General features: G+C 60.9%; 17 protein-coding genes, 1 tRNA gene and 1 pseudogene. 9 read left to right on the top strand and 10 right to left on the bottom strand.

Translation table 11 applies throughout. The annotated features are described in order from the left end of the window. Positions 1 to 106 precede the first annotated feature (106 nt). Positions 107 to 1,258, top strand: coding sequence for a cyclopropane fatty acyl phospholipid synthase (gene cfa, locus ACJ8M3_RS12515; RefSeq protein ID WP_033642134.1), 1,152 nt, complete (start codon positions 107 to 109; stop codon positions 1,256 to 1,258). Between the two features lie 125 nt (positions 1,259 to 1,383). Here cfa and ACJ8M3_RS12510 read toward each other — a convergent pair whose 3' ends face one another. The 3 genes from ACJ8M3_RS12510 to tesA all read right to left on the bottom strand — a co-directional run bounded on the left by ACJ8M3_RS12510 (position 1,384) and on the right by tesA (position 3,757). Beyond that, positions 1,384 to 2,238 carry a co-chaperone YbbN gene (locus ACJ8M3_RS12510; RefSeq protein WP_089196666.1) on the bottom strand — a complete coding sequence of 285 codons (855 nt, stop codon included), beginning with the start codon at positions 2,236 to 2,238 and terminating at the stop codon, positions 1,384 to 1,386. A 77-nt stretch (positions 2,239 to 2,315) separates the two neighbouring features. Beyond that, positions 2,316 to 3,092, bottom strand: coding sequence for an SDR family oxidoreductase (locus ACJ8M3_RS12505; RefSeq protein ID WP_004940195.1), 777 nt, complete (start codon positions 3,090 to 3,092; stop codon positions 2,316 to 2,318). Positions 3,093 to 3,118: 26 nt separating this feature from the next. Then, positions 3,119 to 3,757 carry a multifunctional acyl-CoA thioesterase I/protease I/lysophospholipase L1 gene (gene tesA, locus ACJ8M3_RS12500; protein WP_162472522.1) on the bottom strand — a complete coding sequence of 213 codons (639 nt, stop codon included), beginning with the start codon at positions 3,755 to 3,757 and terminating at the stop codon, positions 3,119 to 3,121. Between tesA and ybbA the strand changes: the two genes are divergently transcribed. The 3 genes from ybbA to ACJ8M3_RS12485 all read left to right on the top strand — a co-directional run bounded on the left by ybbA (position 3,728) and on the right by ACJ8M3_RS12485 (position 8,607). Next, entirely contained in the window at positions 3,728 to 4,414 is a 687-nt protein-coding gene (gene ybbA, locus ACJ8M3_RS12495) for a putative ABC transporter ATP-binding protein YbbA (protein ID WP_004940192.1), read from the top strand. The genes tesA and ybbA overlap by 30 nt on opposite strands. Next, the gene (ybbP, locus tag ACJ8M3_RS12490) at positions 4,411 to 6,843 is read left to right on the top strand and encodes a putative ABC transporter permease subunit YbbP (RefSeq protein ID WP_033642137.1); all 2,433 of its coding nucleotides are present in this window, start codon (positions 4,411 to 4,413) and stop codon (positions 6,841 to 6,843) included. Before ybbA ends, ybbP begins: the two co-directional genes overlap by 4 nt. 357 nt (positions 6,844 to 7,200) lie before the next feature. Continuing rightward, positions 7,201 to 8,607, top strand: coding sequence for a sugar porter family MFS transporter (locus ACJ8M3_RS12485; protein ID WP_033642138.1), 1,407 nt, complete (start codon positions 7,201 to 7,203; stop codon positions 8,605 to 8,607). Between the two features lie 64 nt (positions 8,608 to 8,671). On the opposite strand, the gene purK is transcribed toward ACJ8M3_RS12485, so the two are convergent. From purK to ppiB, 4 genes are all read right to left on the bottom strand, one after another. Continuing rightward, a complete protein-coding gene (gene purK / locus ACJ8M3_RS12480) occupies positions 8,672 to 9,739 on the bottom strand; it encodes a 5-(carboxyamino)imidazole ribonucleotide synthase (RefSeq protein WP_069100256.1) in 1,068 nt (355 codons plus the stop codon). Continuing rightward, positions 9,736 to 10,260 carry a 5-(carboxyamino)imidazole ribonucleotide mutase gene (purE, locus tag ACJ8M3_RS12475; RefSeq protein WP_004940188.1) on the bottom strand — a complete coding sequence of 175 codons (525 nt, stop codon included), beginning with the start codon at positions 10,258 to 10,260 and terminating at the stop codon, positions 9,736 to 9,738. The genes purK and purE overlap by 4 nt, the downstream gene beginning before the upstream one ends. A 149-nt stretch (positions 10,261 to 10,409) precedes the next feature. Then, positions 10,410 to 11,132 carry a UDP-2,3-diacylglucosamine diphosphatase gene (locus ACJ8M3_RS12470; protein WP_033642139.1) on the bottom strand — a complete coding sequence of 241 codons (723 nt, stop codon included), beginning with the start codon at positions 11,130 to 11,132 and terminating at the stop codon, positions 10,410 to 10,412. Between the two features lie 10 nt (positions 11,133 to 11,142). Then, positions 11,143 to 11,637, bottom strand: coding sequence for a peptidylprolyl isomerase B (gene ppiB / locus ACJ8M3_RS12465; protein WP_016928800.1), 495 nt, complete (start codon positions 11,635 to 11,637; stop codon positions 11,143 to 11,145). 309 nt (positions 11,638 to 11,946) lie between these two features. On the opposite strand from ppiB, the gene cysS reads away from it, so the two are divergent. Further along, positions 11,947 to 13,332, top strand: coding sequence for a cysteine--tRNA ligase (gene cysS, locus ACJ8M3_RS12460; protein WP_033642140.1), 1,386 nt, complete (start codon positions 11,947 to 11,949; stop codon positions 13,330 to 13,332). A 58-nt stretch (positions 13,333 to 13,390) separates the two neighbouring features. Here the strand turns inward: cysS and ybcJ are convergent, their stop codons facing one another. After that, positions 13,391 to 13,603: a ribosome-associated protein YbcJ gene (gene ybcJ / locus ACJ8M3_RS12455; RefSeq protein ID WP_033642141.1), complete on the bottom strand. Its 213-nt coding sequence runs from the start codon at positions 13,601 to 13,603 to the stop codon at positions 13,391 to 13,393. 10 nt (positions 13,604 to 13,613) lie between these two features. Then, positions 13,614 to 14,480, bottom strand: a complete 867-nt coding sequence (folD, locus tag ACJ8M3_RS12450) for a bifunctional methylenetetrahydrofolate dehydrogenase/methenyltetrahydrofolate cyclohydrolase FolD (RefSeq protein WP_004940177.1) — start codon at positions 14,478 to 14,480, stop codon at positions 13,614 to 13,616. Between the two features lie 205 nt (positions 14,481 to 14,685). Between folD and ACJ8M3_RS12445 the strand changes: the two genes are divergently transcribed. Together ACJ8M3_RS12445 and ACJ8M3_RS12440 are read left to right on the top strand one after the other, a co-directional pair. Next, a complete protein-coding gene (locus tag ACJ8M3_RS12445; RefSeq protein ID WP_033642142.1) occupies positions 14,686 to 14,895 on the top strand; it encodes a hypothetical protein in 210 nt (69 codons plus the stop codon). Positions 14,896 to 15,296: 401 nt separating this feature from the next. Beyond that, positions 15,297 to 15,373: transfer RNA gene (locus ACJ8M3_RS12440), tRNA-Arg, on the top strand. 24 nt (positions 15,374 to 15,397) lie between these two features. Here ACJ8M3_RS12440 and ACJ8M3_RS12435 read toward each other — a convergent pair. Further along, positions 15,398 to 15,538, bottom strand: a pseudogene (locus ACJ8M3_RS12435) (integrase); the annotation flags it as partial. 636 nt (positions 15,539 to 16,174) lie between these two features. Here ACJ8M3_RS12435 and rfaQ point away from each other — a divergent pair. Next, positions 16,175 to 17,335 carry a putative lipopolysaccharide heptosyltransferase III gene (rfaQ, locus tag ACJ8M3_RS12430; RefSeq protein WP_033651128.1) on the top strand — a complete coding sequence of 387 codons (1,161 nt, stop codon included), beginning with the start codon at positions 16,175 to 16,177 and terminating at the stop codon, positions 17,333 to 17,335. 51 nt (positions 17,336 to 17,386) lie between these two features. Further along, entirely contained in the window at positions 17,387 to 18,634 is a 1,248-nt protein-coding gene (locus ACJ8M3_RS12425) for an O-antigen ligase family protein (RefSeq protein ID WP_442514687.1), read from the top strand. Positions 18,635 to 18,733 lie beyond the last annotated feature (99 nt).

The following is an 18,733-nucleotide window of genomic DNA, read 5'->3' as shown; positions in this document are numbered from 1 at the left end:
TGCTCGCCTTGGCTAGAGTAAAAACACCCCCGTGTTTACCGTCAAAAATTTGTCATTTTCATTTGCGACTATGCTTTTTGAAATGACATTTCGGCCAAGGATTGTTATGGATTCGCTCAGTGTTGATGAACTCGCCCAGAAGAACGATCGCTGGTATCGCATTGTGGAGGAGATGTTGGCGGAAGCCGGCGTCGCCATCAACGGCCCGCGCGCCTGGGATATCCGGGTGCATAACCCGGCGCTGTTCAAACGCATTTTGCAGGAAGGCTCGCTCGGCTTCGGCGAAAGCTATATGGACGGCTGGTGGGAGTGCGAACGGCTGGACATGCTGTTCACCCGCATTCTGCAGGCCGGCGTCGATGAACGGCTGCCGAAAAGCCTGAGCGACATCGCGCGCATCGCCTATGCCCGGCTGTTCAATCGCCAATCGCGCAAGCGTGCCTGGCAGGTGGGCAAAGAGCACTACGACATCGGCAACGACCTGTTTCGGGCGATGCTCGATCCTTATATGCAATACTCCTGCGGCTACTGGAAAGAGGCGCAGACGCTGGAGCAGGCGCAGCAGGCCAAGCTCAGGATGATCTGCGAAAAACTGCAGTTGAAACCGGGCATGACGCTGCTGGATATCGGCTGCGGCTGGGGCGGATTGGCGCAGTTTGCGGCGCAAAACTACGGCGTCTCGGTGCACGGTGTGACCATTTCCGCCGAGCAGCAGAAGCTGGCGCAGGAACGCTGCGCTGGGCTGGACGTCGAGATCTTGCTGCAGGATTACCGCGATCTGGATCGCCAGTTCGATCGCATCGTGTCGGTCGGCATGTTCGAGCACGTCGGGCCGAAAAACTATGAGACCTATTTTAGCGTCGCGGCGCGCAACCTGAAGCCCGACGGTCTGTTCCTGCTGCACACCATCGGTTCCAATCAGACCGATCTCAACGTTGACGCCTGGATAGACAAATACATCTTCCCCAACGGCTGCCTGCCTTCGGTGCGGCATATCGCCGAGGCCAGCGAAGGGCGTTTCGTGATGGAGGATTGGCACAACTTTGGCGCTGATTACGATCGCACGCTGATGGCCTGGCTGGAGAATTTCAAACGGGCGTGGCCGGATCTGATGGGCGGTTATTCCGAGCGCTTCGAACGCATGTTCACCTATTACCTGAACGCCTGCGCCGGCGCGTTCCGTTCGCGCAACATTCAGCTGTGGCAGGTGTTGTTCAGCCCGGCGGGCGTGGAGGGCGGGGTGCGGGTCTATCGTTGATATCCCTTCGTCTTTCCCGCCGCATCGTTGTTGGCTGCACGTTCGAACCCCTGGTCACTTAGTTATCTAAGCTCCCAGGGCTTCTCACGTTTGCCGCCTGGATGCAGCTTCAGGTATGACGGATATCAGTACAGCAGGGAGTATAGCTGGCGGCGATATTTAGCGGCCAGTGCGTCGCCGGTGCCGAGTGCGGCCAGAATGTCCATCAGGGTCTTGCGCGCGTTGCCGTTGGCGGCGGCCAGATCTTTCTTCAGATGCCCCATCAGCAGTTCCAGCGCTTCTTCGTTACGCCCGACCTGATGCAGCTGCAGCGCCAGCTGCACCGCCAGTTCGACGTTGTCCGGCTGCTGTTGCACCTGTTGTTGCAGCTGCTGGATTTCCGGCGTGTCCGCCGCCTGCTTCAACAGTTCAATCTGCGCCACCAGACCTTGATAGCGGGTATCGCGATCCTGCAGCGGGATGGTCGCCAGCACCGCTTCAGCGTCTTCGCTGCGGCTGAGCGCGATCTGAGTTTCGGCCAGCGTCAGGCCGATGTCGCTGCGCTGTTGGCTGCTCTGCCAGGCGTCTTTCAGCAGCGGCAGCGCTTCGGCGGCGTTGCCGGCGGCCAGCAGCTCCTGCGCCTGTGCCAGTTTCAGATCTTCTTCCTTCGGCAGGAAACGCTGCAGCAAATCGCGGATCGCTTCTTCCGGCTGCGGGCCCTGGAAGCCGTCGACCGGCTGACCGTCTTTGAACAGGTAGACCGTCGGAATGGAACGCAGCCCGAATTGCGAGGCGATCATCTGTTCGGCGTCGCAGTCCACCTTGGCCAGAATGAACTGACCGGCGTATTCCGCCGCCAGCTTGTCCAGCACCGGCGTGAGCTGCAGGCAGTGTTGGCTGCGCTCGGACCAGAAGTAGAACAGCACCGGTGTGGACATCGATTGTTCCAGCGTCTGGTGCAGGTTAGTTTCGTTAATATCAACAACAGCTTGAGCTAGCATCTTTTTTCTCTCTGATCGTGCGGAGCCATGGGGTGTAGATGGGGGCGCGCCGCCATTCTTCAACCCCGTCGGGCGAATTAAGCGTTGCTGCGCAGCAGCCAATCCAGACAGCGGCCCGGCAAAATGCGGCGCAGCACGCTCATCGCGTGCGCCAGCAGGGTGACCGGATAGCGCAGTTTGGCGCGCGGGCTTTCCAGCGCGTGGCGCAGTTTGGGCAGAATGGCCTCCGGCGGCAGCGTCAGGCGCTTGGCGATGCCGGGATTGTGCACCGGTTTGTCGCTCTGCGCCTGGTTGACGTTCTGGCTAAAGTGGGTGGAGATCGGCCCCGGTTCGATCAGGCTGACCTGAATGCCGCTGCCGTGCAGCTCCATGCGCAGCGCGTCCGACCAGGCTTCCAGCGCGAACTTGCTGGCGGCGTAGGCGCCGCGCCCGGCGCTGGAGACCAGGCCCATCACCGAACTGGTCTGAATGATCCGCCCTTCGCCGTGCGGCAACATCGCCGGCAACAGCAGCTGGGTCAGTTGGTGGGTGCCGAACAGGTTGGTGGCGAACTGCCGTTCCAGCTGGCTGCGCGAAATGCGACTGAGCGGGCCGTAAACGCCGAAACCGCCGTTATTGAACAGACCGTACAGTCGGCCGTCGGTCAGCGCGATCACCTCGGCGGCGGCGCGCTCGACGCTGGCGCTGTCGTCCAGATCCAGCTCGATGCCTTCCAGCCCGAGCTGGCGCATGTTTTCCACGTCCTGCGGCTTGCGGCAGGCGGCCAGCACCCGGTAGCCGCGGTTGCGCAGATCCTGCGCCGCAATCAAGCCAATCCCGCTGGAACAGCCGGTTATCAATACCGCTTTTTGCATAACTTTACCTAGTGTACGACCCTAATTTAGTGAGACTCATGCTTTACTAGAGGCTCCAGGCGCTCCGCCATCCAAGTGGCGATAAACGGCTGGGCGTCCCCATTGGGGTGCAATCCGTCATCCTGCATCCATTCCGGCTTCACCACCACCTGTTCCATATAGAACGGCAGCAGCGGAATGTTGAACTGCTTGGCCAGCGCCGGGTAGACGGCGCCGAACGCTTCAGTATAGCGGCGGCCGTAGTTCGGCGGGATGCGGATCTGCATCAGCAGCGGCTGCGCGCCGGCCTGCTGCACCAACGTGATGATTTGGCCGAGATCGCGCTGTACGTCCTGCGCCGGGAAGCCGCGCAGGCCGTCGTTGGCGCCCAGCTCGATCAGCACCCAGCGCGGCTGATGCTGTTTCAGCAGCGCGGGCAGACGCGCCAGCCCCTGCGCGGCGGTGTCGCCGCTGATGCTGGCGTTGACCAGCTGCGGCGCACCCGGTTTTTTCTGCCACTGTTCGGCCAACAGCGTCGGCCACGCCCGCTCGATCGGCAGGCGGTAACCGGCGCTTAAACTGTCGCCTAAAATCAACAAGGTATCGGCGGCGGCAGCGCGTAAACTGAATAATCCCAACAGCAAAAGGAAGGGAAGATGCCAGCGGAAAACGTTCTTGAAGTTCATCATCTTAGTAAACACGTTGGTCAGGGTGAGCATCAGCTCACCATCCTTACCGGAGTCGAGCTGCTTGTCAAACCCGCGCAGACGATCGCCCTGATCGGCGAATCCGGATCGGGGAAATCGACCTTGCTGGGCATTTTGGCCGGGCTGGATGACGGCAGCGAAGGCGAGGTGCGCTTGCTCGGCGAGTCGCTGACCGCGCTGGACGAAGAGGGGCGCGCCGCGCTGCGCGCCAGGAATGTCGGCTTCGTGTTTCAGTCGTTCATGCTGGTGCCGACGCTGAACGCGCTGGAGAACGTGCAACTGCCGGCGCTGTTGCGCGGCGAGAGCGACAGACAGAGCCGCGAGCAGGCGGTGCAGCTGCTCGAGCAGTTGGGGCTGGGGAAACGGCTCGATCACCTGCCGGCGCAGCTGTCCGGCGGCGAGCAGCAGCGCGTGGCGCTGGCGCGCGCCTTCAGCGGCCGACCGCGGGTGCTGTTCGCCGATGAACCGACCGGCAACCTCGATCGTCAGACCGGCGATCGCATCGCCGACCTGCTGTTTTCCCTCAACCGCGATTTTGACACCACCCTGATCCTGGTGACCCATGACGAAACCCTGGCGGCGCGCTGCCAGCGGCGGCTGCGGCTGCGCGAAGGCAAGCTGTGGGAGGAAGCATGATCTGGCGCTGGTTCTGGCGCGAATGGCGCTCGCCGTCGCTGCTGATCGTGTGGCTGGCGCTGACGCTCTCCGTCGCCTGCGTGCTGGCGCTGGGCAGCATCAGCGATCGCATGGACAAAGGGCTCAGCCAGCAGAGCCGCGATTTTATCGCCGGCGATCGGGTGCTGCGCAGCGCGCATCCGGTGCCGGAAGGCTGGCTGCTGGACGCGCAGCAACAAGGGCTGAAGGTGAGCCGTCAGCTGTCGTTCACCACCATGACCTATGCCGGCGATCGGCCGCAGCTGGCGGACGTGAAAGCCACCGATTTGGCCTATCCGCTGTACGGCAAGCTGGAAACGCGCCCGGCCAACATCCAGCCCGAACCGGGCAGCGTGCTGGTGGCGCCGCGTTTGCTGGCGCTGCTGAACGTGAAAGTGGGGGATTCGCTGGAGGTGGGCGACACCACGCTGCGCATCGCCGGTGAAATCATTCAGGAGCCGGACGCCGGTTTCAATCCATTCCAGACCGCGCCGCGCATCATGATCAACCTGGCGGACGTCGATAAGACCGGCGCGGTGCAGCCGGGCAGCCGCCTGACCTACCGCTACATGTTCGCCGGCGCCGAGCCGGATATTCAACGTTACGAAGAACGGCTGACGCCGCAGTTGACGCCGGATCAGCGCTGGTTCGGGCTGCAGGAGTCCGGCAGCGCGCTCGGCAAGTCGCTGCAGCGCTCCCAACAGTTCCTGCTGTTGTCGGCCCTGCTGACGCTGCTGTTGTCGATCGCCGCCGTGGCGGTGGCGATGAGCCACTATTGCCGCAGCCGCTACGATCTGATCGCGGTGCTGAAAACCCTTGGCGCCGGGCGCGGCGCGCTGCGCAAATTGATCGTCGGCCAGTGGCTGGCGGTGATGGCGCTGGCGGCGGTGTGCGGCGGGGCGATCGGGCTGGCGTTCGAGGCGCTGTTGATTCGCCTGCTGAAGCCGGTGTTGCCGGCCGCGTTGCCCGCCGCCGGCGTCTGGCCGTGGCTGTGGGCGCTCGGTGCGCTGGTGCTGATTTCGCTGCTGGTCGGGTTGCGGCCGTATCGCCAGTTGCTGGCCACCCAGCCGCTGCGGGTGCTGCGTCGCGATGTGGCGGCCAACGTCTGGCCGCTGCGCTACTTCCTGCCGGTGACGGCGGCGATCGTGGTCGCGTTGTTGGTGTTGCTGATGGGAGCCAGCACGTTGCTGTGGGCGATCCTGGCGGGCATGGCGGTGCTGGCGCTGCTGCTGGGCGGTATAGGGTGGGGCAGCCTGCTGCTGTTGCGCCGCATCACGCTCAAGAGTCTGGCGCTGCGGCTGGCGGTCAACCGCCTGCTGCATCAGCCGTGGGTGACCATCAGCCAGTTGGCGGCGTTCTCGCTGTCGTTCATGCTGTTGGCGCTGCTGTTGGTGCTGCGCGGCGATCTGCTCGAACGCTGGCAGCAACAGCTGCCGCCGGACAGCCCGAACTATTTCCTGCTCAACATGACCGAGGCGCAGGTGCCGCAGGTGAAAACTTTCCTGCAGCAGCACCAGATCAAACCGGAAACCTATTACCCGATCGTCCGGGTGCGCCTGACCGAGATAAACCAGCAGGTGGCGACCGAACGGGTGCATGAGGACGATCCGGGCGGCGAGGCGGTGAACCGTGAGCTGAACCTGACCTGGCTGGCCGAGCTGCCGGATCACAATCCGTTGGTGGCGGGCAATTGGCCGCCGAAAAGCGGCGAAGTCTCGATGGATGAAGGCATCGCCGGGCGGCTGAAGATCAAGCTGGGCGACACGCTGACCTTCAGCGGCGATACCCAGGCGTTCAGCGCCAAAGTCACCAGCCTGCGCCAGGTGGATTGGGAAAGCCTGAAGCCGAACTTTTACTTTATCTTCCCGCCGGGCGCGCTGGACGGCCAGCCGCAGACCTGGCTCACCAGCTTCCGCTACGACGGCGATGGCCGGATGTTGACCCAGCTCAACCGCCAGTTCCCAACGCTCAGCCTGCTGGACATCGGCGCGATCCTGAAACAGGTCGGCGGCGTGCTGCAACAGGTCAGCCGCGCGCTGGAGGTGATGGTGGTGCTGGTGGTGCTGTGCGGCGGCCTGCTGCTGCTGGCGCAGGTGCAGGTCGGCATGCGTCAGCGGCGGCAGGAGCTGGTGGTCTATCGCACGCTGGGCGCCGGTAAACGGCTGCTGCGTCGCACGCTGTGGTGCGAGTTTGCCCTGCTGGGGCTGGTGGCGGGCATCGCGGCGGCGGTGGGGGCCGAGGCGGCGCTGTGGCTGCTGCAAAGCAGGGTGTTCGACTTCCCGTGGACGCCGACGCCGGTGCTGTGGTGGGCGCTGCCGCTGGCCAGCGCGCTGCTGCTGTCGCTGTGCGGCGGCTGGCTGGGCGTGCGCTTGCTGCGCGGCCGGGCGCTGTTCCGCAGTTATGATGGCTGATCTGGCGATCGCAGGCCCGTTGCCGCCAAGCGTGGCCGGGCCTGCCGATTTTCTTTCGCGCGTCACTGGCGCAATTCCTCTTCATGCCCATTCATTGTGAAATCGATTACATTTATGTCATATCGATACGTTTGCCATTGGTCATCGGTGTAGCGGATAGTTGGCCGACTTCGCCTATTTTACGCATTTATTTAGAGGGTTACGCATGGATTAAGTTAATTCATCCGTCATAAAAAACGGCCTAAAAAGATTAAATTGAATGTAACCGTTTTCACTAATGTGATCGCACTCACTTATCTCCGACGCATTGCCTCCTATCATGTCGCACACTGATGACCGTTTTCTCCTGGAGGCTGTATGAGCGATACCGTCAAAGTGACACCGGCGGAGAAAAGCCCGACTCATGTCGGCATGACTTTTTTCGTCTGTTTTTTAGCCGCCTTGGCCGGCCTGCTGTTCGGTCTTGATATCGGCGTGATCGCCGGCGCCCTGCCGTTTATTACCGACACTTTTCAGATCACCAGCTCTCAGCAGGAGTGGGTGGTCAGCTCAATGATGTTTGGCGCCGCCGTCGGCGCCATCGGCAGCGGCTGGATGAACTTCCGGCTGGGGCGCAAATACAGTTTGATGATCGGCGCAATCCTCTTCGTGGCGGGATCGCTGTGTTCTGCGTTCGCTCCCAACGTGGAGGTGTTGATCGTTTCACGTATTCTGCTGGGATTGGCGGTGGGGATCGCTTCTTATACCGCGCCGATTTATCTTTCTGAAATCGCGCCGGAGAAAATCCGCGGCAGCATGATCTCGATGTATCAATTGATGATCACCATCGGCATTCTGGCCGCTTACCTGTCTGATACGGCATTCAGCTATACCGGCGCCTGGCGCTGGATGTTGGGCGTCATCACCATCCCGGCCGGGCTGTTGTTGGTCGGCGTGTTCTTTTTGCCTGACAGCCCGCGGTGGTTGGCCTCGCGTAATCGCCATGAGCAAGCGCGTCAGGTGTTGGAGAAGCTGCGCGACAGCAGTGCCCAGGCGCAGTATGAGCTGAATGAAATTCGTGAAAGCCTCAAACTGAAGCAAAGCGGTTGGGCGTTGTTCAAAGGCAATAAAAATTTCCGCCGCGCGGTTTTCCTTGGCATTCTTCTTCAGGTGATGCAGCAGTTTACCGGGATGAACGTCACCATGTATTACGCGCCGAAGATTTTCGGTCTGGCGGGCTTCGCCAGTACGGAACAGCAGATGTGGGGCACGGTGATCGTCGGTCTGGTCAACGTGCTGGCCACCTTTATCGCTATTGGGCTGGTTGACCGCTGGGGCCGCAAGCCCACTTTGATCCTTGGGTTTATCGTGATGGCCGTCGGCATGGGGGCGCTGGGCACCATGATGAACATCGGCATGAACTCGGCGGCGGAGCAATATTTCGCCATCGTCATGCTGCTGATGTTTATCGTCGGCTTTGCCATGAGCGCCGGCCCGCTGATTTGGGTGCTGTGCTCAGAGATCCAGCCATTGAAAGGCCGCGATTTCGGCATCACCTGTTCCACCGCCACTAACTGGATAGCCAATATGATCGTGGGGGCGACGTTCCTGACCATGCTGAATTCGTTGGGCAGCGCTCACACCTTTTGGGTTTACGCGGGGCTTAACGTGCTGTTTGTTTTCATCACGCTGGCGCTGATCCCGGAAACCAAAAATATTTCACTGGAACACATTGAGCGCAATCTGATGGCCGGCAAACCGTTGCGTAATATCGGCTCGCGTTGATCTTTGCGGCAATAAAAAAGGCTCAGCCTGGGCTGAACCTTCTTCTTTTCGGCGGTGTAAACCGTTAAGCCAGCTTCTGCTGTGCCCAGGCCAGCCCGCTTTGGTATTCGCCCGGCAGCAGCGGCGCCAGCGCCTGCAGCGCCTGATGCAGATCGGCGGCGCTCGGGTCGTTCAGATTGAGGTGGCCGACCTTGCGGCCCGGGCGCACCTCTTTCTCATACCAGTGCAGATGCACCAGCGGCAGCGACAGCCACTGTTCGTTGACGGCGGTGCCGATCAGGTTGACCATCACCGACGGTGTGCTCACCACCGGCTGCGGCAGCGGCAGGCCGAGGATGGCGCGCAGGTGCAGCTCGAACTGGCTGATGGATGCGCCGTTTTGCGTCCAGTGGCCGCTGTTGTGCACGCGCGGCGCCAGTTCGTTGATCAACAGCCGATCGCCGACGATAAAGCACTCCATCGCCATCACGCCGACGTAGTTCAGCTCGTTCAGGATCGCCGCCAGCATCTGCTCGGCCTGTTGCTGCAGCGCCGGATTGGGCTGCGGCAGCGCCACGCTGGCGCGCAGGATGCCGTCTTCATGCAGGTTGTGGGTCAGCGGGTAGAAGACCGAACGGCCGTCGTGGCCGCGCGCGCCCACCAGCGACACTTCGCCGGAGAAATTGATGCCTTGCTCGACGATGCACTCGCCATAGGCATCGGCCGGCAGTTCGGCTTCCTGCCCCGGACGCAAGCGCCACTGGCCGCGGCCGTCATAGCCGCCGACCCGGCGTTTGACGATCGCCAGCTCGCCCAGCGCAGCGAACACCTGCGGCCATTCGGCGGCGCTCGCCAGCAGCTGCCACGGCGCGGTCGCCAGGCCGAGCTGATCGAGCAGCTGCTTTTGCGTCAGGCGATCCGCCAAACGCGGGAAGATGTCACGGTTGACGAAGGCGCTGTGAGTCGCCAGTTCGCGCGTCAGCGCGGTTTCCGGCCAGCGTTCAATCTCGGCGGTAATGACGCTGTTCTGATACGGCACCGCCTCAGGTTCGGCATCGATGCCGACAGGGTAGACGGCGATGCCCAGCGGTTCGCCGGCCTGGCGCAGCATGCGCCCCAGCTGACCGTTGCCCAATACGCAAACCGGCTTCATGCGTCCTCCCGCGGATCGGGGTGGTTCAAAACGTCTTCAGTCTGCGCCTGACGCCAGTCCGCCAAACGCTGCGCCAGGGCGGCGTCGTGCAGCGCCAGGATCTGCATCGCCAGCAGCCCGGCGTTGGCGGCGCCGGCTTTGCCGATCGCCAGCGTCCCCACCGGAATGCCGCGCGGCATCTGCACGATGGAGTAGAGGCTGTCCACGCCGCTCAGCGCGGCGCTTTGCACCGGCACACCCAGCACCGGCACCAGCGTTTTCGCCGCCAGCATGCCCGGCAGATGCGCGGCACCGCCGGCGCCGGCGATGATCACGTCAAAGCCGTTGGCGGCAGCCTGCTCGGCGAAGCTGAACAGCTTGTCCGGCGTGCGGTGAGCGGAAACGACTTCGACATGGAAGGGGACATCGAGCTGGGTCAGGACTTCGGCGGCGAACTGCATGGTGGCCCAGTCACTTTTCGATCCCATTACAATTGCGATTTTAGCCCCGGCATTGGCGGCTGAAGCGGCGTTGGCTCCCATGGGTGTAAGGCTCCTGTGATTTGTCTGGCGTCGGCTGAGGGCCGAATGAGGGCGTAGAGCATACCATGAGCGCACGGCGAGGAAAACGGTTGCGTCGCCGGTTTTCACCGGCGAAAGCGCGAATTTTCACCCGCGCGCCAGTGCGGAACTCAGAACGGGAATTGGATCAGCTCGACGGCGTCGGCGCTGACTTTGATCATCGATCCTTCGACGTGCCAGGCGCCCAGCACCGCGCGATGGGCTTCGCCGTTGCTCAACGCCAGCCGATGCACCGCCGGGCGATGGGTATGGCCGTGGATCATCCAGTGCACATCGTGGCGCAGCATCGTTTGCTCGACCGCCTGCGGGTTGACGTCCATGATGGCGTCCGACTTGTACTGGTTGGATTGCTGGCTGCGGGCGCGCATCTTGGCGGCGATCTTCAGTCGCCAGCGCAGCGGCAGCGCGAGGAACAGTTTTTGAATCAGCGGGTTGTGCACTTTACGGCGGAATTGCTGATAGGCTTGATCGTCGGTGCACAGGGTGTCGCCGTGCAGGATCAGGATCCTGCGGCCGTACAGCTCCAGCACTTTTTCTTCCGGCAGCAGCTGCATGCCGCTGGCGCGGGCGAAGCGCTTGCCGAGCAGAAAATCGCGGTTGCCGTGGATGAAATAGCAGGGCACGCCGGCCTGTTGCAGCGCTTTCAGCGCCGCGGCGATCTCCGCGTGCAGCGGCTCGGGATCGTCGTCGCCGATCCAGGCTTCAAACAGGTCGCCGAGGATGTACAGCGCGTCGGCGTGCACCGCTTCGCGCCGTAAAAAACGCAGAAAACCGGCAGTGATTGCCGGTTCCTGTGCGCACAAGTGCAGATCTGCGATGAACAGCGTACTCATGCAGCCGCGATTACTCGCTGACGGTCACGCTGTTGATCACCACGTCTTCTACCGGTACGTCCTGGTGCATGCCGCTGCGGCCGGTTTTCACGCCTTTGATCTTGTTGACCACGTCCATGCCTTCAACCACTTCAGCAAACACGCAGTAGCCCCAGCCCTGCACGTTTTCGCCGCGGAAGTTCAGGAAGTCGTTGTCAGCCACGTTGATGAAGAACTGTGCGGTGGCGGAGTGCGGATCGTTGGTGCGCGCCATTGCCAGGGTGCCGATGGTGTTTTTCAAACCGTTGTTGGCTTCGTTCTTGATGGCCGCGTTGGTCGCTTTCTGGTTCATGCCCGGCTCGAAACCGCCGCCCTGGATCATGAAGCCGTTGATCACACGGTGGAAGATGGTGTTGTCGTAGAAACCGGCGCGGCAGTAGTTCAGGAAGTTTTCAACGGTAACCGGCGCTTTGTCAGCAAAGGTCTTGATAACGATATCGCCGTGATTGGTGTGGAAAGTAACCATAGTTTTAATCCTAACAAGGTGAAGTGAGACGTCACGTAAAGCGAGTGAACATTCAGACCGCCCTTATAACATATCCGCCCCAGCGAGTCAGCAGCGGCTCAACCGCGCACTGTCTGTGGTAATTGTATTTGTGTTATATTATAACAATTGCGCCGGCCGGCGAATTTTGCGCTTTTTCTTCGCGTGAAGTCAGCAAAGCATGGCCTTAACCTTGCAATAGATCAGGCTTCAGGTTTCAATACGCTACCGGGCGTTAAATCTGAAGCCCGGTTATCTTTTTTGTTATCACGCACACCACGGAATCTCCCGATGCTAAAGATTTTTAATACCCTGAGTCGTCAAAAAGAGGAATTCAAACCCATTCATGCCGGGAAAGTGGGCATGTACGTGTGCGGGGTAACCATCTATGACCTGTGTCACATCGGCCACGGTCGTACCTTTGTCGCTTTCGACGTGGTGGCGCGTTACCTGCGCTATCTCGGCTATTCGCTGAACTACGTGCGCAACGTCACCGACGTGGACGACAAAATCATCCGCCGCGCGGCGGAAAATCATGAGACCTGCGACCAGCTGACCGAACGCATGCTGGCGGAAATGCATGCCGACTTCGACGCGTTGCTGATCGATCGCCCGGACAGCGAACCGCGCGCGACCCAACACATCGCCGAGATCATTGAGATCACCCAGCGCCTGATCGATCGCGATCACGCCTATGTGGCCAGCAACGGCGACGTGATGTTCTCCATCGACAGCGATCCGCAGTACGGGCTGCTGTCGCGCCAGGATCTGGAGCAGCTGCAGGCCGGCGCGCGCGTAGAGATCGACGACGTTAAGCGCAACCCGATGGACTTTGTGCTGTGGAAAATGTCCAAGCCGGGCGAGCCGAGCTGGCAGTCGCCGTGGGGGCCGGGCCGTCCGGGCTGGCACATCGAATGCTCCGCCATGAACTGCAAACAGCTGGGTACCCACTTCGACATCCACGGCGGCGGTTCCGATCTGATGTTCCCGCACCACGAGAACGAGATCGCGCAGTCGAGCTGCGCCCACGACGGCCCGTACGTCAATTATTGGATGCACTCCGGCATGGTGATGATCGACAAAGAGAAGATGTCCAAATCGCTGGATAACTTCTTCACCATTCGCGACGTGCTCGGCCATTACGATGCGGAGACGGTGCGTTACTTCCTGATGTCCGGCCACTATCGCAGCCAGCTGAACTACAGTGAAGAGAATCTCAAGCAGGCGCGCACCGCGCTGGAGCGCCTCTATACCGCGCTGCGTGGCACCGACGCCAATGCCGCGCCGGCCGGCGGCGAAGCGTTCGAAGCTCGCTTCCGCGAAGCGATGGACGACGACTTCAACACCCCGGAAGCCTACTCGGCGCTGTTCGATCTGGCGCGCGAGGTTAACCGCCTGAAGGGGGAAGACATGGCGGCGGCCAGCGGCATGGCGGCGGAACTGCGCAAGCTGGCGAACGTGCTTGGCCTGCTGCAGCAGGAGCCGGAGCAGTTCCTGCAAGGAGGCGCACAGGTTGACGACGGTGAAGTGGCGGAGATCGAAGCGCTGATCAAACAGCGTAACGAAGCGCGCGCCGCCAAGGACTGGGCGCTGGCGGATGCCGCGCGTGATCGCTTGAACGAGATGAACATCGTGCTGGAAGACGGCCCGCAGGGCACCACCTGGCGCCGTAAGTAATCCGGCAGAAGGAAATAAAAAAGGCGCTGAATTCAGCGCCTTTTTCTATGGCTGCGGGTTAGGGTTTAACCATGACCTTGCCGCCGCCGAACTCCACCACCTGATCGGCGACGATCTTGCAGCGCTTGCGGGTTTCGACCTTACCGTCGACTTTCACCTGCCCTTCGGCGATGACTTCTTTGGCGGCGCCGCCGCTTTCACACCAGCCCTGGAACTTCAGCAGATCGCACAGTTCGACATGGGGATGATTGTCCAGATTGAAAATTTCCATACTGTCTTACTTATTTAGGTTGAACGTCGTGATATTCCTCGCAGGCCTGCAAGGTATTTTGGATCAGTGTAGCCACGGTCATCGGGCCAACGCCACCCGGCACCGGGGTGATGTAAGCGGCGCGCTCGCTGGCGGCGTCGAAATCGACATCGCCCACCACTTTACCGCTTTCCAGGCGGTTGATGCCGACGTCCACTACGATGGCGCCCGGTTTGATCCAGTCGCCCGGAATGAAGCCCGGTTTGCCGACCGCCACCACCAGCAGATCGGCATTCTCGACGTGGTGGCGCAGGTTTTTGGTGAAGCGGTGGGTGACGGTGGTGGTGCAGCCGGCCAGCAGCAGCTCCATGCTCATCGGGCGGCCGACGATGTTGGACGCGCCGACCACCACGGCGTTCAGGCCGTAGGTATCGATGTTATAACGCTCCAGCAGGGTGACGATGCCGCGCGGCGTGCATGGGCGCAGCTTGGGCGCGCGCTGGCACAGGCGGCCGACGTTGTACGGGTGGAAGCCGTCGACGTCTTTGTCCGGATGGATGCGTTCCAGCACCTTGACGTTATCGATGCCGGCCGGCAACGGCAGCTGCACCAGAATACCGTCGATTTCCTCATCGGCGTTCAGCTGGTCGATCAACGCCAGCAGCTCGGCTTCACTGGTGGCAGCGGGCAGGTCGTAGGAGCGGGAGAGGAAGCCGACTTCATCGCAGGCGCGGCGCTTGCTGGCGACGTAAATTTGCGAAGCCGGATTCTCGCCGACCAGCACAACCGCCAGCCCTGGCGCGCGCTTGCCGGCCGCCAGACGTTGTTTCACTTGCTCAGCCACTTCGTTTCTAACCTGCTGCGCAATCGTTTTACCATCAATAATCTTTGCTGACATCAGTGTGGAAATCCATCAATTAAGAAAAGCGGGGATGCCGCTATTCTGGCAGAAGCTGAGCGCGCTGTCAGGCGCAGAATCACCCTCGCCGCCGTTGGCGAGACCGATTTACGCTTTTTTTATGCCGGCTTCAGGAACCTCTACGCCATTTTTACCGGCATTTGCATACGCTGGGGCCATACACAGGGCGAAAGAGGGCAGGATCATGAGAGCGATAACCCGGCTTTATCCGTTGCATCATCAGCCTGATCGGCAACCGGCGCAGCCTAAGCACGTTGGCGAGACGGTGTTCGATTCTTCGCTGCATCCGGCGGACAGTGAGCAACTCAACGCGCTGCATCAGCTTTGTCAGCACCAGGCGACGCCGTCGTGGCGGGCGCGCCTGAGCGCCCTGTGGCGGAAGCTGTGCGCATGAACGGCAGCGCATGGGTAGGGTGCGCGCTATTGCTGGCTTGGGCGCCGTGGAGCCAGGCTTCTTTAAACAGCGCACGCCCTGACTCCGCTCCGGGGAAAAGAGGGGAGGCGACCTGCAACATGCAGGTGGTTGAGCATGCCGATTGGGGCGACATTACGGCGGTCGTTCAGTCCGTGCGCCTTTGCCTGCGGCGGGGCGATGGGCGGCAAGGGGCCGGACGCACGCCAGGCGATACCGCTGTCGGCGTGGCGCAACGCAGCATAGCGCGGGCCGCCGCACGGGCGCTGGCGGAAAAAACGCCATAAAGCACCGTCGCCGCCGTAACGTCATGAAAAGGCATTGACTCGCTAACCTCTGACCGTATAATCGCAACCCGCAACCACAGGTTGCCGCATCTCAATGCGCCCTTAGCTCAGTTGGATAGAGCAACGGCCTTCTAAGCCGTAGGTCATAGGTTCGAATCCTATAGGGCGTGCCATTAAGTATCAATGAGTTACGCCTTTCATCCCGTCTTTCCAATTTCATCATGGGACAGATTTGGGGCTAAACCTCCGAAAATCGCATCAATTTGCCTCGCATGCTCAGTGAGATGGTTCGGTGTAAGGTGAGCGTATCGCTGTACCATTTCTATGCTCACCCAGCCGGTCTATTCTCCAAAGCTCAGCTTTTCGACGGTCGTGCAATTTCTGCGCTTGGCGAGTGATTAGGTATCCGGTCGCGGCGCCGCTGTTCCACCGGTGAAAACTCCTATTTCTCCCTCCCACGTTTATTCGCTAACGATGGTTCACTTCCCGCACCGGGCTCTCCGGTCGGGGAGTGAGTTCAGCACGCGCCGCACGGTGCAGCAATAAAAGACATTAATAACCTCAATGGGTTAGGAGTTTTCTCGGTAACCCTGCAATTTGTAAAGGATTGATCGTTTTCAACGATCGGTAGGATCTTATTGATCTGCACAACCAATTATCTTTGCTGCACGGTCGCCGTTAAGATCGGGCAGGATATTATTCGGCGGTAACTCTTTATTCATCCGGTGAATACCACGTAGCGCTCGACAATTTATCAGGATAAAACCCCCGTACTCAGCCATGACGAGAACGTCTGCTAATCGCCCGCTTTCCCGCGATAACGAGATTGACGGTTCAGGGAGCACGGCAGAGAGAACGGCGTTTTCTCCCTGCAGCCTTCTCGGGTTTTCGAACCGTGGCGCAGCGCTATTTTTATCCTCACGGACTCTTTCGGCCCTGCAGCGGCCTTTTGTATTTTTCTGAGGCGACGAACCATGAATGCCCATCGCACCACCGGCAAACGCCCCGCATCCCCGCTGGCCACACTCCCCGATCGCCGGGTGCCCAATGCGCTTTTGCACCGGGATAGCGTGCAACGCATTCTCGTCATCAAGCTGCGCCACTTTGGCGACGTCCTGTTGATGACGCCGGTGCTCAGCACATTGCGCGTCAACTACCCCAATGCGCTGATCGATGTGCTGGTCTATGACGGCACCGAGGCGATGCTGGCCGGCAATCAGGATGTTTATCTGGCCTTTACCGTGGATCGAGAGCTCAAGCGCCAAGGGCTGAAAGCGCAATACCGCGGCGAATATGCGTTATGGAACAGCCTGCGGACCGGCCATTACGATCTGGTGATCAACCTCTCCGATCAGTGGCGGGCAGCGTTGTACTGCCGTTTTCTCAAACCGACCTTCAGTCTGGGGTTTCGCTACCCCAAACGCGACAATCGACTCTGGCGGGCCTGCCATTCGCTACTGGTCGACGTTGCCGGCCCGGCGCAGCACACCGTGCTGAATAATCTCAGCATTCTGGCGCCACTGGCCTTGCCCACGACAATCACGCAGGTGACACAGGCCTGGCGGCAATCTGATGTGGATGACGTTGACCGGCTCAGTCGACGCCATCACCTGACCGATTTTGTGCTGATACAGCCGACCGCACGCTGGGCTTTCAAGACCTGGACGGTGGACGGATTCAGCGCCGTGATTAACCACCTGACCGCCCAGGGCAGAACGGTGGTGCTCACCGGCGGACGCACGCAAGATGAAGCCGCCATGATAAGCGCCATTATGGCCTGCTGCCTGTTACCGCGGCGGGTGATTAATCTGGCCGGGCGTCTGGAGCTGCCGGAGCTCGCGGTGTTGATTGACCGGGCGCGGCTGTTTATCGGGGTCGATTCGGTGCCGATGCACATGGCCGCCGCGCTGAATACGCCCTCGGTGGTGCTGTTCGGGCCCAGCGACCTCGCGCGATGGTCCCCGTGGCAGGCGCCCCACACGTTGCTGTGGGCCGGAGACTATCGTCCGCTGCCCGCCCCGGACGCCGTTGACACCAATACCCGCGAGCGTTACCTCGCGGCCATCCCGGCCGGCGATGTGATACAGGCGGTTAACAGGCAACTGGCATCCCTCGTCGGGTCTGCGCAGCGTTAACCCTGCGCGGCCTTCCACCGTGTTTTTTCTCTTATCAATGAGTACGCCACGATGCTATTCAACTCAGCAGTTTCCTCGTCGATACAGACGCCCCTTCAGCAACGGTTGTTTGCGTTTACCGCCTTTTTGCTGGGAGCCTCCCTCCCGACCTCCAATCCCCTGATGAATATCTCACTGGGGCTGGTTGTCGTCTGTCTGCTCTGGCTGCGCGATATCCGGCAGTGGGCTGCACTGGCTTGTCATCCCCTGGTCTGGTTGCCAGCGCTGATGTTTGCGCTGCTGGCGTTGTCATTGCTGACGCATGCTCACGCCTACGGCCCCAAAATGGTCGGCAAATACCAAAAATTGCTGTATGTCCTGCCGCTGGCGCTGTTCTTTCTGGCCGACTCGCGGCTGATGACGCAATTTGTCCGCGGCTTTTTGTGGGCCAATGCCGCGATATTGGCCATCAGCTTCATGAGCGGGCTTGGCCATGTCACATTGGGCGGGCTGAACCCCGACAACCCTACGGTGTTTAAGCTGCAAATCACCCAAAACGTGTTTATGGCGCTGGCGGCGCTGGTCTGGTTGTCGCGTGCTTTTGCCTGTAGCGGAAAACGGCGCTGGGGGTATGCGGGACTGGTGTTGTTGGCGACGGTTAATGTTCTGCTGATGGTGCAGGGGCGTACCGGGTATGTGGCATTGGCCGTTGGCATGGGTATCTGGTTATTGCTTACCCTCCGGCGCAAGCAGCAAGTGGCCGTGCTCGCCTGCGGCATACTGGCTGTCGTGATGCTGGTCATGACCCCCAATCGCGCCATGGAGCGCCTGACGCTGGGCGTCCAGCAAATTCAGGGGTGCGTTTTCGCCCCGGCCCAAACGGCTTATGCGGCCTGCGACAACTCCATGGGGCAACGCACCGCCTTCGCCCGCGAAGCCCTGCGACTGATAAAGCAATCCCCGCTGCTGGGCAACGGCGCCGGCAGCTTTTGGTACGGCAATCCATCCACCGGCTATGGCGTGCATAATCCGCACAATGAATACCTGTTGGAAACGATGCAGAGCGGTTTGCTGGGATTGATGGTGTTCCTCACCTGGATGTGGAGTTGCTACCGCGTCGCCTGGCGCTTGCCGCCGGCGCGCCGAAATCTGTTCGTTGCGGTGCTCAGCAGCTACATGGCCTGCCATCTGTTCAATTCATTCCTGCTGGACTCGTCCGAAGGGCACCTGTTTGTCATTATCGCCGCCTTGCTGGCCGGGCTTTCCCTCACCACTCCGCCGTCTCTTCATGCAGACTTGCCTCAACCCCAGATGCGATAGGGGGTTGAAGTGCTTCGAAAATACGCGCTTGAACGCGGCGCTCAGCGCTCCTCCGCGCATCGGTGAAAAGCCAGCAGCCGCCTGGTTCACTCACAACGG

The organism is Serratia sp. CY55921 (assembly GCF_052167655.1).
Taxonomy (GTDB): domain Bacteria; phylum Pseudomonadota; class Gammaproteobacteria; order Enterobacterales; family Enterobacteriaceae; genus Serratia; species Serratia ureilytica.
This window is presented reverse-complemented; position numbering and strand designations above follow the sequence as displayed.